General features: G+C 72.1%; 15 protein-coding genes. 4 read left to right on the top strand and 11 right to left on the bottom strand.

What is annotated here, in order from left to right; all coding sequences use genetic code 11:
* Window positions 1-76: 76 nt before the first annotated feature.
* From hemC to hemE, 8 genes are all read right to left on the bottom strand, one after another.
* Window positions 77-1,123: a hydroxymethylbilane synthase gene (gene hemC, locus SOM35_RS03070; protein ID WP_320514335.1), complete on the bottom strand. Its 1,047-nt coding sequence runs from the start codon at window positions 1,121-1,123 to the stop codon at window positions 77-79.
* A gap of 29 nt (window positions 1,124-1,152) precedes the next feature.
* The gene (locus tag SOM35_RS03065; protein ID WP_181439292.1) at window positions 1,153-2,388 is read right to left on the bottom strand and encodes a ferrochelatase; all 1,236 of its coding nucleotides are present in this window, start codon (window positions 2,386-2,388) and stop codon (window positions 1,153-1,155) included.
* Window positions 2,385-3,155, bottom strand: coding sequence for a hydrogen peroxide-dependent heme synthase (hemQ, locus tag SOM35_RS03060; protein ID WP_258376734.1), 771 nt, complete (start codon window positions 3,153-3,155; stop codon window positions 2,385-2,387). Before hemQ ends, SOM35_RS03065 begins: the two co-directional genes overlap by 4 nt.
* Window positions 3,156-3,296: 141 nt before the next feature.
* Window positions 3,297-3,536, bottom strand: a complete 240-nt coding sequence (locus SOM35_RS03055) for a DUF3618 domain-containing protein (RefSeq protein WP_320514334.1) — start codon at window positions 3,534-3,536, stop codon at window positions 3,297-3,299.
* Window positions 3,537-3,586: 50 nt separating this feature from the next.
* Window positions 3,587-4,045: a phage holin family protein gene (locus SOM35_RS03050; protein ID WP_111075385.1), complete on the bottom strand. Its 459-nt coding sequence runs from the start codon at window positions 4,043-4,045 to the stop codon at window positions 3,587-3,589.
* Window positions 4,042-4,308, bottom strand: a complete 267-nt coding sequence (locus SOM35_RS03045) for a hypothetical protein (protein ID WP_111075384.1) — start codon at window positions 4,306-4,308, stop codon at window positions 4,042-4,044. Before SOM35_RS03045 ends, SOM35_RS03050 begins: the two co-directional genes overlap by 4 nt.
* A 117-nt stretch (window positions 4,309-4,425) precedes the next feature.
* Window positions 4,426-5,778, bottom strand: coding sequence for a protoporphyrinogen/coproporphyrinogen oxidase (locus SOM35_RS03040; protein WP_320514333.1), 1,353 nt, complete (start codon window positions 5,776-5,778; stop codon window positions 4,426-4,428).
* The gene (gene hemE / locus SOM35_RS03035) at window positions 5,775-6,905 is read right to left on the bottom strand and encodes a uroporphyrinogen decarboxylase (protein ID WP_320514332.1); all 1,131 of its coding nucleotides are present in this window, start codon (window positions 6,903-6,905) and stop codon (window positions 5,775-5,777) included. The genes SOM35_RS03040 and hemE overlap by 4 nt, the downstream gene beginning before the upstream one ends.
* Window positions 6,906-6,979: 74 nt before the next feature.
* Here hemE and SOM35_RS03030 point away from each other — a divergent pair, with 74 nt between their 5' ends.
* Together SOM35_RS03030 and SOM35_RS03025 are read left to right on the top strand one after the other, a co-directional pair.
* Window positions 6,980-8,275, top strand: coding sequence for a glutamyl-tRNA reductase (locus SOM35_RS03030; protein WP_320514331.1), 1,296 nt, complete (start codon window positions 6,980-6,982; stop codon window positions 8,273-8,275).
* 29 nt (window positions 8,276-8,304) lie between these two features.
* On the top strand, window positions 8,305-8,718 hold the full coding sequence (locus SOM35_RS03025; RefSeq protein WP_320514330.1) for an NUDIX hydrolase: 414 nt from the start codon (window positions 8,305-8,307) through the stop codon (window positions 8,716-8,718).
* A gap of 39 nt (window positions 8,719-8,757) precedes the next feature.
* Here SOM35_RS03025 and SOM35_RS03020 read toward each other — a convergent pair whose 3' ends face one another.
* Window positions 8,758-9,033 carry a hypothetical protein gene (locus SOM35_RS03020; RefSeq protein WP_320514329.1) on the bottom strand — a complete coding sequence of 92 codons (276 nt, stop codon included), beginning with the start codon at window positions 9,031-9,033 and terminating at the stop codon, window positions 8,758-8,760.
* A gap of 168 nt (window positions 9,034-9,201) precedes the next feature.
* Between SOM35_RS03020 and SOM35_RS03015 the strand changes: the two genes are divergently transcribed.
* Both SOM35_RS03015 and SOM35_RS03010 read left to right on the top strand, forming a co-directional pair.
* Entirely contained in the window at window positions 9,202-9,951 is a 750-nt protein-coding gene (locus SOM35_RS03015; RefSeq protein WP_320514328.1) for a DUF4232 domain-containing protein, read from the top strand.
* A gap of 76 nt (window positions 9,952-10,027) precedes the next feature.
* Complete coding sequence (locus SOM35_RS03010; protein ID WP_320514327.1) at window positions 10,028-10,531, top strand: hypothetical protein; 504 nt, start codon at window positions 10,028-10,030, stop codon at window positions 10,529-10,531.
* Between the two features lie 75 nt (window positions 10,532-10,606).
* Here the strand turns inward: SOM35_RS03010 and SOM35_RS03005 are convergent, their stop codons facing one another.
* Window positions 10,607-11,590 (bottom strand): serine hydrolase, encoded by a 984-nt coding sequence (locus tag SOM35_RS03005; RefSeq protein WP_253465987.1) that lies wholly within the window; start codon window positions 11,588-11,590, stop codon window positions 10,607-10,609.
* A complete protein-coding gene (locus tag SOM35_RS03000) occupies window positions 11,590-13,554 on the bottom strand; it encodes a M13 family metallopeptidase (RefSeq protein ID WP_320514326.1) in 1,965 nt (654 codons plus the stop codon). Before SOM35_RS03000 ends, SOM35_RS03005 begins: the two co-directional genes overlap by 1 nt.
* Between the last annotated feature and the right edge of the window lie 25 nt (window positions 13,555-13,579).

Here is a 13,579-nt window from a genome sequence, read left to right as displayed (position 1 = left end):
GACAGCGCGGTCGGTGGCAGCGGTGTCCGTGGCAGCGGTGTCGGAGGAGCTCCGGGTGTCGTCCGTGGTGCCCGCCCTACTCGGCCGGGCTCGCCAGCCCGGGGCCGGCGGTGTGCCCGGTGTCCGGTTCGTCCGTGCCGGGGCCGCTCGTCGCGGGCAGGTCGGCGAGTTCGGCGGCACCGTGCTCGAGGAGTTCGTCGGCGACCCGGCCGGCGACCGACAGCGCTTCGTCGAGCCGGTCCTGCGCGGAGCCGTCGAGCATCGCCGCGTGCGAGGCCGTGCGGTACTCGGACCCGTCCGGGCTGTACACGGTCGCGGACACCAGGAGCATCTCGGCGTCGATGACGGCCGTCGCCCCGATCGGAGCGGAGCAGCCGGCCTCGAGCTTCGCCAGGACCTCGCGCTCCGCCGTGACGGTGAGCCGGGTCGGGGCGTGCTCGATCTTCCGCAGCGCGGCGAGCAGGTTCCGGTCGTCCTCGTCCGCACGGATCTCCACGGCCAGGGCGCCCTGTCCGGGAGCGCTCGGCCAGAAGCCCAGGTCGAGCAGCTCGGTCGCGGCGTCGAGTCGACCGATGCGCCCGAGTCCGGCGGCGGCGAGCACGATGGCGTCGAGGTCGTCCTCGACCCGCGCGAGCCGGGTGTCGATGTTGCCGCGGATGTCCACGACGTCGAGGTCCGGTCGGTCGGCACGGAGCTGCGCGGCCCGGCGGGGTGACCCCGTGCCGACGGTCGCACCCTCGGGCAGGGTCTCGACCGTCGCACCGTTCCGCGCGACCAGGACGTCACGGGCATCGGCACGCTTCGGCACGGCCCCGATGGTCAGGCCCGGGTACGGCGCGGTGGGCAGGTCCTTGAGGGAGTGCACGAGGACGTCGACCTCGTGCGCCAGGAGCGCTTCACGGAGAGCCGACGCGAAGACGCCGGTGCCGCCGAGGGACGCCAGGGAGGCACGGTTCGTGTCGCCCTCGCTGGTCACGGTGACGAGTTCCACCGGCCGACCGGACGCCTTGGCGAGCCGGTCGGCGATGTCCTGCGACTGGGCGACCGCGAGCCGGCTGGCACGGGTGCCGAGCCGGATCGCGGGCCTGTCACCCGGGGTCTTCGGTGTTGCGGGGTCCTGCACTGCTGGGTCCTTCGATGTGGAGCCGTCGGTCACGGAGCGACGCCGGCGGCGGCGGGCTTGAACCCCGCTCGCACGTTCTCGCAGCAGCCCGGGCGGCACACGTCGTACCAGGGGCCGATGTCGGTCATGTGCGGACGCTCGGCCTTCGGGGTGCCGTTGACCCGCTCGAGCACGAGGTCGACGAGTCCGGAGACGTACGCGGGGTCGATGCCGGGGGTCTGCGTGCGGAGCGACCAGTAGCCGAGCTCGCCAGCGGTCTCGGTGGCTTCCTCGTCGAGGTCCCACATGACCTCCATGTGGTCGCTCACGAAGCCGAGCGGCACGATGAGGACGGCGCGGGTCGGGCCGCCCTTGAGGTCCTCGTTCATGTAGTCGTTGATGTCCGGCTCGAGCCACGGCTGCGTCGGGGGGCCGGAGCGCGACTGGTAGACGAGCTTCCAGGCGGGCTTCGACGTGCCCTGCAGGTGGGCGTGCTCGGGCTGCTCGAGGAGCTCTGCCCACGCCTGGTCGAGGACGACCTCGCCGACGGCCAGGTGCTGGGCCTCGTACGCGCCGTGCTCGTCGAACCCGCGGAAGTCGGGGCCGGACCGGGCGGCGTCGGTCGAGGGGATCGAGTGCGTGGAGAACAGCACCTGCAGCTCGGTCGCGACGTCGAGGCCGTCGTTCTCGGCGATCGCCCGGGCCATGCCGTCGCGGACACCGTCGATGAACGGCCGGACGAAGCCGGGGTGGTCGAAGAACTGCCGGATCTTGTCGATCTGGATGGTGTCGATCAGGCCGGTCTCGTTCAGCACGCGGGCGTAGTCCTCGCGGTACTGACGGCAGCTGGAGAACGACGAGTACGCGCTCGTGGCGATCGCGACGAGCTTCGTGTAGCCCTTGTCGGCCGCCTCCGTGAACGCCTCTTCGAGGTAGGGCTCCCAGTTGCGGTTGCCCCAGAGGACGGGCATGTCGATGCCGCGGGACGCGAGCTCGGTCTCGAGCGCGGCCTTGAGCGCACGGTTCTGCGCGTTGATCGGGCTGACGCCGCCGAAGTGCCGGTAGTGGTGCGCGACCTCTTCGAGGCGCTCGTCCGGGATCCCGCGGCCGCGGGTGACGTTGCGGAGGAACGGGATGACGTCGTCCTGGCCCTCCGGTCCGCCGAAGCCGGCGAGCAGGATCGCGTCGTACGCGGTCGGCTCCTCGACGTGCTCCGGGCCGGACGCCGCCGCAGGGGTGGCGGCGAGGACGGTCTGTCCGTTCGTGATCATGCTGGTGTCGGTCATGACAGCACCTCCGGGAGTTCGGCGGTCGTCACGCGACGACCCGTGTAGAAGGGCACTTCTTCGCGGACGTGCATGCGGGCCTCGGTGTAGCGGAGGTCGCGCATCAGGTCGACGAGGTCGACCAGGTCGGGGCTCTCGAGCGGCAGGATCCACTCGTAGTCGCCGAGGGCGAAGGAGGCGATGGTGTTGGTGAGCACGCGCCGGTACTTGGCACCGGCGACACCGTGGTCGCGGAGCATCTTCGACCGCTCGTCCTCGGGCAGCAGGTACCACTCGTAGGACCGGACGAACGGGTACACCGTGATCCAGGCCTCGGGGTCCTTGCCGCGCAGGAACGCCGGCGTGTGCCGCTTGTTGAACTCGGCTTCGCGGTGCATGGCCATCGCGTGCCAGACCGGTTCGGCGTCCTGGAACAGCGCCGTGCGACGGATGTCCCGCAGCACCGCCTGGATCGCCTGCGCGTCGTCGCCGTGCAGCCAGATCATGACGTCGGCGTCGGCGCGGAAGCCGGAGACGTCGTAGAAGCCACGGATGGTGACACCGCGCTCGGCACCGGCCGCGACGACCGCATCGAGTTCGGCGACCGAGTCGTCACCGCCACGGGCAACCGCGCCGACCGGACGGCGGAACACCGCCCAGAGCGCGTAGGCAGTGAGCAGGTTCGGGTCGATTCCGGAAGCGGGATCCGTCTCGTGCGCTGCGTCGGTGTGTGCCGCGGCGCTGTGCGCGGCGGCGGTTCCTGCTGGTGTGGGCACGTCAGTGCTCATGGATCGGTCGTCCTCCACGGTGGCCGCGAGCACGATCGCCAGCGGCACGGTTGCCAGGGGTGTGGGTCGCCCGTCCCCGTCGCCGAGCGGGCGTCCGGGGCTGCGTTCCACAGTGGCTCGCGGTGGCTCGCCGCCTGTGGTTCACCGTCGTCGGAGCGCCGCTACGACGATACCCCCGACCACTGCCACTCCCGCTGCGAGCCCGGCCAGGTACGGCACCGGGTTCTCGTCCACGCCACGCTTGACCTTCGACGCCGCGATGCCGAGCTGCTTCGGGACGTTGAGCTTGTCCTCGATCGCGTCGAGGGTGTCGAAGAGCTGGGCACGGGTGGCGGCGACGCGGTCGGCGATGGCGCCGTGCTCGTCCTTGGGGTCGGTCACTGGTCCTCCGGTGGGGTCGTGGGGATGACGGGGGTCAGAGGACGACGGGGTCAGAACCGGCCGTCGACGTCGGGCTTGCGGGAGCCGCGCTGCGTCTCGGGGGTCGGCTTCTTGCCGAGGCCCTTGACGGCGTTGACGTCGTTCTTGACGCTGGCGATCGTGCGCTTCGGCGTGATCGGCAGGCCCTTCTTCAGGCGCTTCCAGCCGACGAGACCCAGGATCCCCGCGACGATGAGCATCAGCACACCGAGCAGCAGTGCCGCCAGCCACGCCGGCATCACGGTGGCGAGGCCCATCACCGCGGCGGTGAGGAGCACGCCGATCGCGTACAGCACGACGACGAGGGCGGCGACGAGGATGCCCGCGGCGATGCCGAAGACCTTCGCCTTGCCGATCATCTCGGCCTTGAGGAGCGAGATCTCGCCCTTCACCAGGTCCTTGACGAGGTCGGGCAGGTCCTTGACGAGGCCGAACAGCGACCGCGACTTCCGGTCGCGTGTGTCGGTCATGAGATCTGCGAGCCCTTGTTGGACGACGCCTTCGAGCTCACCTTGCGGACGACCTTCTTGGTCTGCTCACCGATGAAGTCGGCGACGTCGGGCGTGCGGTCCTGCACGAAGCCCTCGACGTCGTGCACGCTCTTCTGCACGCCGTTGCTGTTCCAGACCTTGCCGCTGACGGACTTGATCTGCTCGTACCGCGCCCGTCCGGCTCGCGATCCCAGGACGTACCCGAGTGCTGCGCCGGCGACGAACAGGAGCTTTCCACGCATGAGCGTTTCCTCCGTTGGGTCAGTGTGCTTGGTGATGCACCGTTGCGGGGTCATGCACCGATCGGCATGTGTCCGACGGTTCCCCCAACAGTAGCCCTCGGCGGGTCGGCGGTCCGCTCAGGAATCCAGGATGCGCTCAGCCGCGGCGCGGGCGGCGGTCACGATGCCGGAGAGGCCCCGGCCCGACGACGCCTCGCCGATGCCGACGACGCCCTCGGCCAGTCCGGCCGCCTCGGCGTCCGGCCCGTGCCAGAGCACGCGTGCGGCGCCGACCACGTGCTCCGGTCCGACGCGGAGGCCGAGCAGGGCGGACGCGTCGGTCGTGGCGCGCGTGCTCACCGGTCCGGTGGGGTCGACCGGGAGGCTCGTGGCGACCGGGTCCGCACCCGTCGCGTCGGCAGCGCCGGTCGCCTGGCCGGCACCTGCCGGGGGCAGGGCGTAGCTGAGACGGAGGACGTGCCTCCCGGCCGCACGCTCGGCCAGCCACGGCCACTTGACGGTCGCGTGCGTCAGCGCCTTCGCGGCGACGCCGGCGGCTGCCGGGTGGACGAGCATGCCGGTCCCGCGGGGGGCGTCGTCCAGTTCCGGCCGGTCGACCACCAGCGTGAGCAGCTCGATGCCGGACCGCCGGGGCGCCGCCGTCCGGGCCGGGTCGGCGACCGTGGCGAGGACGTGGTCCGCGGCCAGTCGTTCGGTCCGGCCGTCGGCGGAGGTGGCCTCGACCGCGGCACGTTCGACGCGCGTCGCCCGGGTGTGCAGCCGGACGTCGACGCGGTACGTGTCGAGGTCGGCGACGAGTTCGTCGACCAGGCGGGCGATGCCGCCACGCAGGCCCTGCACGGCGGAACCCGCGACGGCACGCTTCCGGAGCGCGAGCACCGCACGGGCGAGCGAGCCCTCGCGCTGCAGTGCCGCACGCAGCCCCGGGGCGACCCGGTCCGGGTCCAGGTCGTCGGGGTGGGTGGAGTGCACGCCGGCGACGATCGGCACGACCAGGTCGTCGAGGACCTTCGCGCCCATCCGCCGCCGGACCAGCGTGCCGAGGGACGTCGCACGGGCACCGACCGGCGAGGGCAGCAGGGCGTCCATCTGGGCACGCAGCGCCGCCGGGCCACCGACGACGGCGATGACGTCCGCGGCCATCGGGGTGCCCGGGATCCCGAGCAGTCCGGTCGAGGGGATCGGGGCGGTCCGGCCGTCGCGGGTCATCAGCCAGGCCCCGCGGGGGTCCGGCGAGACGATGTCGTTGCCCAGGCCGAGCTCGATCGCCAGCGAGGACACGGCGTCCGTCCGGGTGGCGAACGAGTCCGCGGCCATGTCGAGGTCGAGCCCGGCGACGGTGTGCCGGCGGATCATGCCGCCGAGCTCTCCGGACGCCTCGAGCAGCACGACGTGTGCGCCGCCCTTCGCCAGGTCCCGCGCGGCGACGAGCCCGGCGACTCCGCCACCGACCACGACGACGTCGGTCATGCCGCGGCGCTCCGGGCCTGGTCCGTCCCGTCGGTGTCGCCGGTACCGTCGCCGAGCGAGTGCACGAGTTCGACGACGCGGGTCAGCACGTCCGGGTCGGTCTCCGGCGGCACCCCGTGGCCGAGGTTCACCACGTGCGCCCGGGCCACCCCACCGCGGCGGACGACCGCGCGGACGTGGGCCTCGAGGACCTCCCACGGTGCCGCGAGCATCGCCGGGTCGATGTTGCCCTGCACGGTGACGCCCGTGCCGACGCGCCGCACGGCCTCGTCGAGCGGCAGGCGCCAGTCCACGCCGACCGCGTCGACCGCCTCGGCGTGGCCGCCGACGGTCGCCATGTCGGCCAGGACCTCACCGCTGCCGACACCGAAGTGGATGCGCGGGACGCCGAGGTCAGCGACGTGGGACAGCGCGGTCGCCGAGTGCGGTGCGACCCGCTCGACGTAGTCCGCCCGCGACAGGGAACCGACCCACGAGTCGAAGAGCTGCGCGGCCGAGGCACCGGCGAGCACCTGGGCCCGGAGGAACGCCCCCGAGACGTCGGCGGCCCAGTCCAGCAGGCGCGACCAGGTCTCCGGGTCGGCGTGCATCATCGTACGGGCTCGGATGTGGTCCTTCGACGGACCGCCCTCGACCAGGTAGGCGGCCAGGGTGAAGGGGGCACCGGCGAAGCCGATGAGCGGCGTCCTGCCCAGCTCGGCGACCGTGCGGGCGACGGCCTCGGAGATCGGTGCCAGGGCCTCCGGCTCGAGGCGACCGAGGGCGTCGACGTCGGAGGCGGTCCGGACCGGGGAACCGAGGACGGGGCCGCGACCGGGGACGATCTCGACGTCCACGCCCGCGAGCTTGATCGGCACGACGATGTCGCTGAAGAAGATGCCGGCGTCGACCCCGTGCCGGCGCACCGGCTGCAGGGTGATCTCCGACGCCAGGGCCGGGTCGAGGCACGCGTCGAGCATGGCCGTGCCGACCCGGAGGTCGCGGTACTCGGGCAGCGAACGGCCCGCCTGGCGCATGAACCAGACCGGCAGCGTCTCCGGGCGGTCGCCCCGGAGGGCCCGGACGAGCCGCGAGCCCGCGGTGCGGCCGTCGGCGAGCGGATGGGTGGTCGGGAGCGCGTCGGTCACCCGGTGATTCTCCCACCGCGAACAGGGCGGATCTCCGATCTGGCACTCGGGACGGCGGGGTTACGATTGAAGACGTGCTCATCTGTCTCACGGCGTCGCATCGCAACGCCAGCTTCGACCTCCTGGAGCGTCTGAGCATCGGAGCACCCGCGGCGGCCAGCCACCTCGTCACGGACTCGGACGTCCTGGACGGCGCCGTGGTCCTCGCCACGTGCAACCGGTTCGAGGCCTACCTCGACATCGCCGGTGACGACGAGGCCGCCGTCCGCGCCACGGTCGAGGCCGTGTCGGCAGCGAGCGAGCTGCAGGCGGACGAGGTCCTCGACTCCGTACAGGTCCTGGGCGGCGGCGACGTCGTGCAGCACCTCTTCGCCGTGTCGAGCGGGCTCGAGTCCGTCGTCGTCGGCGAGACCGAGATCTCCGGCCAGGTCCGACGGGCCCTCGAGGACGCCCGCCGCAACGGCACCACCACCTCGGAGCTGGAACGCCTCTTCCAAGAGGCCGCGCACACCTCACGCGGGGTCAAGACCCGCACCCGCATCGGCGCCGCCGGCCGGTCGCTCGTCCGTCTCGGACTCGAGCTCGCCTCGTCGCGGATCACCGACTGGGCCGCCACCCGCGTGCTGCTCGTCGGCACCGGCAGCTACGCCGCGACCACCATCGCCGCCCTCCGCGACCGCGGTGCCGAGCAGATCCAGGTCTTCTCGCCCTCCGGCCGCGCCCCCTGGTTCGCCGCCAAGCACGACCTGGTCGCCGCCACCGACCTGCGCACCGCGATCGGTGCGAGCGACGTCGTCATCACCTGCACCTCGAGCGAGGTCCCGGTGGTCGAGGCGTGCGACCTCGACGACGGTGCCCGACGGATCGTCATCGACCTCGGGCTCCCCCGCAACGTGCACCCCGACGCCGCCGACGTCGAGGGCGTCGAGCTGCTCGACCTCGAGACGATCAGCATCCATGCGCCGATCGCCGAGCTGAACGCCGAGACCGAGGCCCGCGCCATCGTCGACGACGCCGTCTCCCGGTTCCGCGCCCAGGCCCTCGAGCAGTCGACCACCCCGGCGCTCGTCGCCCTGCGCAAGCACGTCTTCGGCATCCTGGACGACGAGATCGACCGTGTGAAGCGTCGCGGCGACACCACCCCCGAGTCCGCGGAGCAGACCGAACGGGCGCTCCGGCACCTGGTCGGTGTGCTGCTGCACCGCCCCTCCGTGCGGGCCCGGGAACTCGGCCGTGCCGGTCGCGGCGACGACTTCACCGGGGCGCTGGACGCCCTCTTCGGGGTGCGCCCGGAGCCGGTCGCGGACGTGCCCTCGGCGGTCGTGCCGCTGGCCTCGCGCGTGCGCGACGACGAGGCGGACGCGAGCTGACCGGCTCGGGTGGGGCGGGCCTCCCGGCCGTGCCCGTCCTGGACGTCAGCGCGCTCCTGCTGGTCCGCGACCGCCGCGTCCTGATGGTGCGCGCCCGTGGGCGCGACGTCCTGTACCTGCCCGGCGGCAAGGTCGAACCCGGCGAGTCCGCCGTCGACGCCGCCGTTCGCGAGGCGTACGAGGAGACCGGCCTGCGGCTCGCCGCCGACGACGTCGACGAGTTCGCCGTCGTCACCGAACCGGCCCACGGGCAGGCACCCGGCACGATCGTCGCGATGACGCTCTTCCTGGCACGGCCGGGAGGCACGCTCGACACCGCCACGCCCGTCGCCTCCGCAGAGGTCGACGAGGTGGAGTGGGTCACCTCCGACGACGCCGGACGCTGCCCGCCGGCCGGGGTCGAGACCCTCCGCCTGCTGACGCAGGCGGGACTCGTCGACTGACCGACCGGCGGGGTGGCCGAGTTACCGGGTGACCGGCCGCTACTGGTCGCGGTCGGTGTAGTGCCCGGTCTCCTCCGGTCCGGCCGGCTGCGACTCGCCGGGGATGTCCGACTCGACGTACTCGCCCGACTCGCCGTCGGGCTCCGGACGGGCCTCGCCGGGGATGTCGCTCGACACGAACTCGCCGGCCGGCTCGTCGTCGGTGACGCGGTGCTCACCGGGGATGTCGCTGTCCACGAACTGGCCGGCGCGTGCGTCCACGCCGTCCGCCCGCTCGTCGTCGCCGCGTGCTGCTTCGTGCTTGCCTGCTGCCATCGGTCTGTGCCTTCCGTGTCCGCACGTCGTCGTCGACGTGCACGATGCCGATCCTGCCCGAACTCCCTGGAGGGTGGTGCGTCAATGGGAGGACGTGCGAGACAGTTCCACGATGGAAGTGGTTGTGTGGCGCCCATGGGACAGAGCAGTCGAGACATCACGAGGAACGTGACCGGATCGCGCCCGGTGCGCGCACTGGTCGGGACGGTGGGTCTGGCGGGGGCGGTCGTCCTCGCGCTGACCGGGTGCACGGGCGGGTCGGGTGGCGGTGGGGGTGCGTCCTCGACACCGGTGTCGACCATGGCGCCGTCCTCGTCGTCGGCACCCTCGTCGTCGGCACCCTCGTCGTCGGCGCCGCCGGTGTCGACTGCGCCGTCGTCGTCCCCTGCGGCGTCGTCTCCGGCCGCGTCGGGCGGTGCCGGTTCGACGGGTGCTGCCGCGGCCGGTCCGGCGGACGGTGGCACGGCCTCCGGGGCGGGGACCTGCGCGGTGTCGACGCTGGCCGGGTCGATCGTCGACGGCGGTGGCGGTGGTGCCGGCAGCGTGTACCTGAACCTGGCGCTGCGGAACACCGGGAACGCCTCGTGCACGCTGCAGGGCTGGCCGGGGGTGTCCTTCGTGGGCGACGGGAACGGCACGCAGATCGGGGCATCGGCGAAGCTCGACCGCAGCGGGGCGAACCCGACCGTCACCCTGGCCGCCGGGCAGACGGCGTACGCGCCGCTCCGCATCGTGCAGGCCAGGAACCTCGAGCCGGGGAACTGCACGACGCAGCAGCCCGACGGGTTCCGCGTCTACCCGCCCGGGTCGAAGCAGTCGCTGTTCGTCGCGTCGACGGCGTACACGGCGTGCCGACAGCAGTCCGCGGAGTTGCTGTCCGTGCGGGCGTTCGTGCCGGAGGGGCAGCAGCAGCGGTAGTGCTGGCGGTGGGCTGGTCGTGGTCCGCGGGCTCGTCGCGGTCCGCGGGCTCGTCGCGGTCCGCCATCATGGGGCGGTGAGCAGCCACCGCATCGTGACCGGGCCCGATGACCTCGAGGGCGGGTGGTTCGTCATCGACGACGAGGTCGAACACCTGGAGGACGTCGACTGGCAGCGCCCGCGCCGCGGACGGCCGGCCGTACCGGACGACGAACGCACGGTGCTCCGGGCGGGTGCGCACACCTTCACCGTCGGGGACACCGTGCAACTCGCCGAGGGCACGGTCCTGGACACCGGGTTCCGCGACGCCGTCCGTCGGTACTGGCGGACCAGCATCGTGACCGTCGTCTCGACGCTCGCCTTCCTGCTCCTGCACCTCGTGCACGTCGGGTGGCTCGACGACGGTGGAGCGGTGGCCCGACGCATCGTGCTCGCCGCGGCGACGGTCCCGATCGTCCTCGTCGTGCTGGCGCTCTGGTCCGTGCTGACCCGCTCACCACACGGGAAGGTCACCCGCGCGATGGCCGGGTGGCGGATGCGTGGGGACTACGACCGGCAGCGCGGGGACGCGGCGTCCTGAACGCTGCTGTGCTGGGGGCGCCGCAGTCGGTGGGTCTGCGTTGGGCGGGCGGGTCTGCGTTGGGCGGGTCTGCGCTCAGCGCTCGGCGGGGGCGTGCACGACCTCGAGCACCTCGGTGCCCATCGTGCGCATCGCCTCGACCACCGCCAGTCGACGCTGCAGCGAGTCGTCCTCGAACCGCACCGTCACGGCGTAACAGACCGACGAAGCCGGGCCACGGAGCACGCCCGCTTCAGCCCGGATGCCCGGCCCGGACCCGGTCACCGCGACGGACTGGAGGCCGTGGTCCAACGCTCGGTGCGCCAACGGATCGAGACCGAACGACCCGGCGACGAGCGACAGGTCCGCCGCCAGCGACAGCCACCCGAGGACCCGGTTCGACACCGTCTGGTCCACGACCTCGCCGAGCGCCAACCCCCGGAACAGCCAACTGAGCTCCCCCGAGGCAGCGACCGACACGTCCGGGGCGTCGTCCGGACCGCGGCGGTCCCGCACCCGGTCGATCAGGGCGGACCGTTCGACACCCAGCGACTCGGCACGGGCACGCACCGCGTCGATCCCGACCGTCGTGAGCAGGGCGTTCGTCGCCCAGGCGTCCGCGGTCGCACCGACCAGCGTGGCGAGGTCCGACACCTGCATGGTCGGTTCCTGCAGGAACTGCCACAGGCCGGCCCCGGTCGCGGTGTCCCGGGCCATGCGCTGCAGACGGTCGCCGTGCAGCCGACCGTCCTCGAGCTGTGCCGCGACCTCGATGAGGAGCAGCACGCGTCCGAGCCCGGAGACCGGTTGCACGAGCCGGTCGTCGATCGCCAGCAGGGCACGACCGGTCGAGGTGTCGATGATCGAGGCGCTGACCCCGGCACCGTCCTGCGCGATGGTGCCGAGCGCCTCCGTCGTGGCGGTGAAGCGCTCGTCCGCCCCGCCGCGGTGCTTGCCACGGCTCCGACCGCCACCGCCGGCTCGACCACCGCCGACGGGACCGTTCCCCGCTGAGCCGTCGTCAGCGGGGCGTCCGGGGCGGCGCCGGCGCGACGAGTGCGGCGCGTCCGGCTCCGTCATCACCAGATGGCGACGCGCTCGGCCGGGGCCAGGTACATCGCGTCACGGTCCGAGACGTCGAAGGTGTCGTAGTAGACGTCGATGTTGCGGACGATCTGGTTGCAGCGGAACTCGTTCGGCGAGTGCGGGTCGATGCTCAGCAGCCGTGCGGCCTCTTCCGGGCGGATCGCCATCCGCCAGGCCTGCGCCCAGCTGAGGAAGAAGCGCTCGGCACCGGTCAGACCGTCGATCACCGGCGGCTCCGCCCCGTCGAGGGAGATCAGGTAGGCCTTCCACGCGATCGACAGCCCACCGAGGTCGCCGATGTTCTCGCCGATGGTGAGGGCACCGTTCACGTGGCCGTCCGGCACCTCGGTCGGCACCAGGGCGTCGTACTGGGCGATGAGGGCCTTCGTGCGCTCCTCGAACGCCTGCCGGTCGGCCTCGGTCCACCAGTTCTGCAGGCGACCGTCGCCGTCGTACTGCGAGCCCTGGTCGTCGAAGCCGTGCCCGATCTCGTGGCCGATGACCGCACCGATGGCGCCGTAGTTGGCGGCGGCGTCACGGCTGGCCTCGAAGAACGGGAACTGCAGGATCGCGGCCGGGAAGACGATCTCGTTGAAGCCCGGGTTGTAGTACGCGTTGATCGTCTGCGGGGTCATGAACCACTCGTCGCGGTCGATCGGCTTGCCGATCTTTCCCAGCTCGCGGTCGACCTGGAACGACGCGATCGCCCGGACGTTGCCGAGCAGGTCGTCGGCGGTGACCGGCAGGGCGCTGTAGTCGCGCCACTTCACCGGGTAGCCGATCTTCGGCGTGAACTTCTCGAGCTTGTCGAGCGCGCGGGCCCGGGTCTCGTCGGTCATCCACTCGAGGCCCGCGATGCTCTGGCGGTAGGCCTCGACCAGGTTGGCGACGAGGTCGTCCATCGTCGCCTTCGAGGTCTCGTCGAAGTGCTCCTCGACGTAGATGCGACCGACCGCTTCGCCCATCGCGCCCTCGACCAGCGAGACACCGCGCTTCCAGCGGTCACGCTGCTTCGGCGCACCCGTGAGCGCGGTGCCGTAGAAGGAGAAGCTCGTCGCCGAGAACGCACTGGTCAGGTAGGGCGCCGACGCGCGGATGACCTGCCAGCACAGCCAGTCCTTCCAGACCGGCAGGGGCTGCTCGCGGAACAGCTGCGCCAGACCGGTGAGGAACGACGGCTGGCGGACCACGACGGTGTCGAACGCTCCGGCAGGTGCGCCGATGGCCTGCCACCAGAGCCGCAGGTCGACGCCCTCGGCGAGCGCCGAGACCTCGTCCCACGGCAGCTTGTTGTAGGTCTTCTGGCTGTCGCGGGTGGCGACGTTGTCCCAGTGCGCCGACGCGATGGCGGTCTCGAGGGCGATGACGTGCTCGGTGCGGTCGCCGCTCTCGTCGTAGCCGGCCAGCGGGAACATCGAGCCGACGAACTCGCGGTACTTCTCGCGGATGTCGGCGAAGCGCTCTTCGCGGTAGTAGGACTCGTCGGGCAGACCCAGGCCGGACTGCTCGAGGAACACGACGTAGGCGTCCGGGTCGCCCGGGTCGTTGTCGACGAAGAGCTGGATGAAGCTCGGCAGACCGAGTCGTTCGAAGCGGCCGACCATGCGCAGGACGTCGTCCTTGTCCTCGATCGCGGCGATGTCGGCGAGGAGCGGTTCGATCGGGGCGGACCCGAGTGCCTCGAGCGCGGTCTCGTCGGTGAAGGACGTGAAGAGGTCGCCGACCTTGCGCTGTTCGGTGCCCGGCGCGGCGCTCTGTGCGCGCTCGATGATCGTGCGCACGGCGGCTTCGGCTTCCTCGGCCAGGACGGTGAACGAGCCGTAGCGGGCCTTGTCGTCCGGGATCGGCGTCTCGTCGATCCACCTGCCGTTGACGTGCCGGTAGAGGTCGTCCTGCGGCCGCACCGACTCGTCGAGTTCGTCGGTACGGATTCCGGTGGTGCCTGCGACGTCGGTCATGCTCACCACGATAGCCACCGAGGCA

This window comes from Curtobacterium sp. CFBP9011, from assembly GCF_034045095.1.
Lineage (GTDB): Bacteria > Actinomycetota > Actinomycetes > Actinomycetales > Microbacteriaceae > Curtobacterium.
Note: the sequence above shows the minus strand (reverse complement) of the source record. Positions and strands in the feature narration are given on the sequence as shown.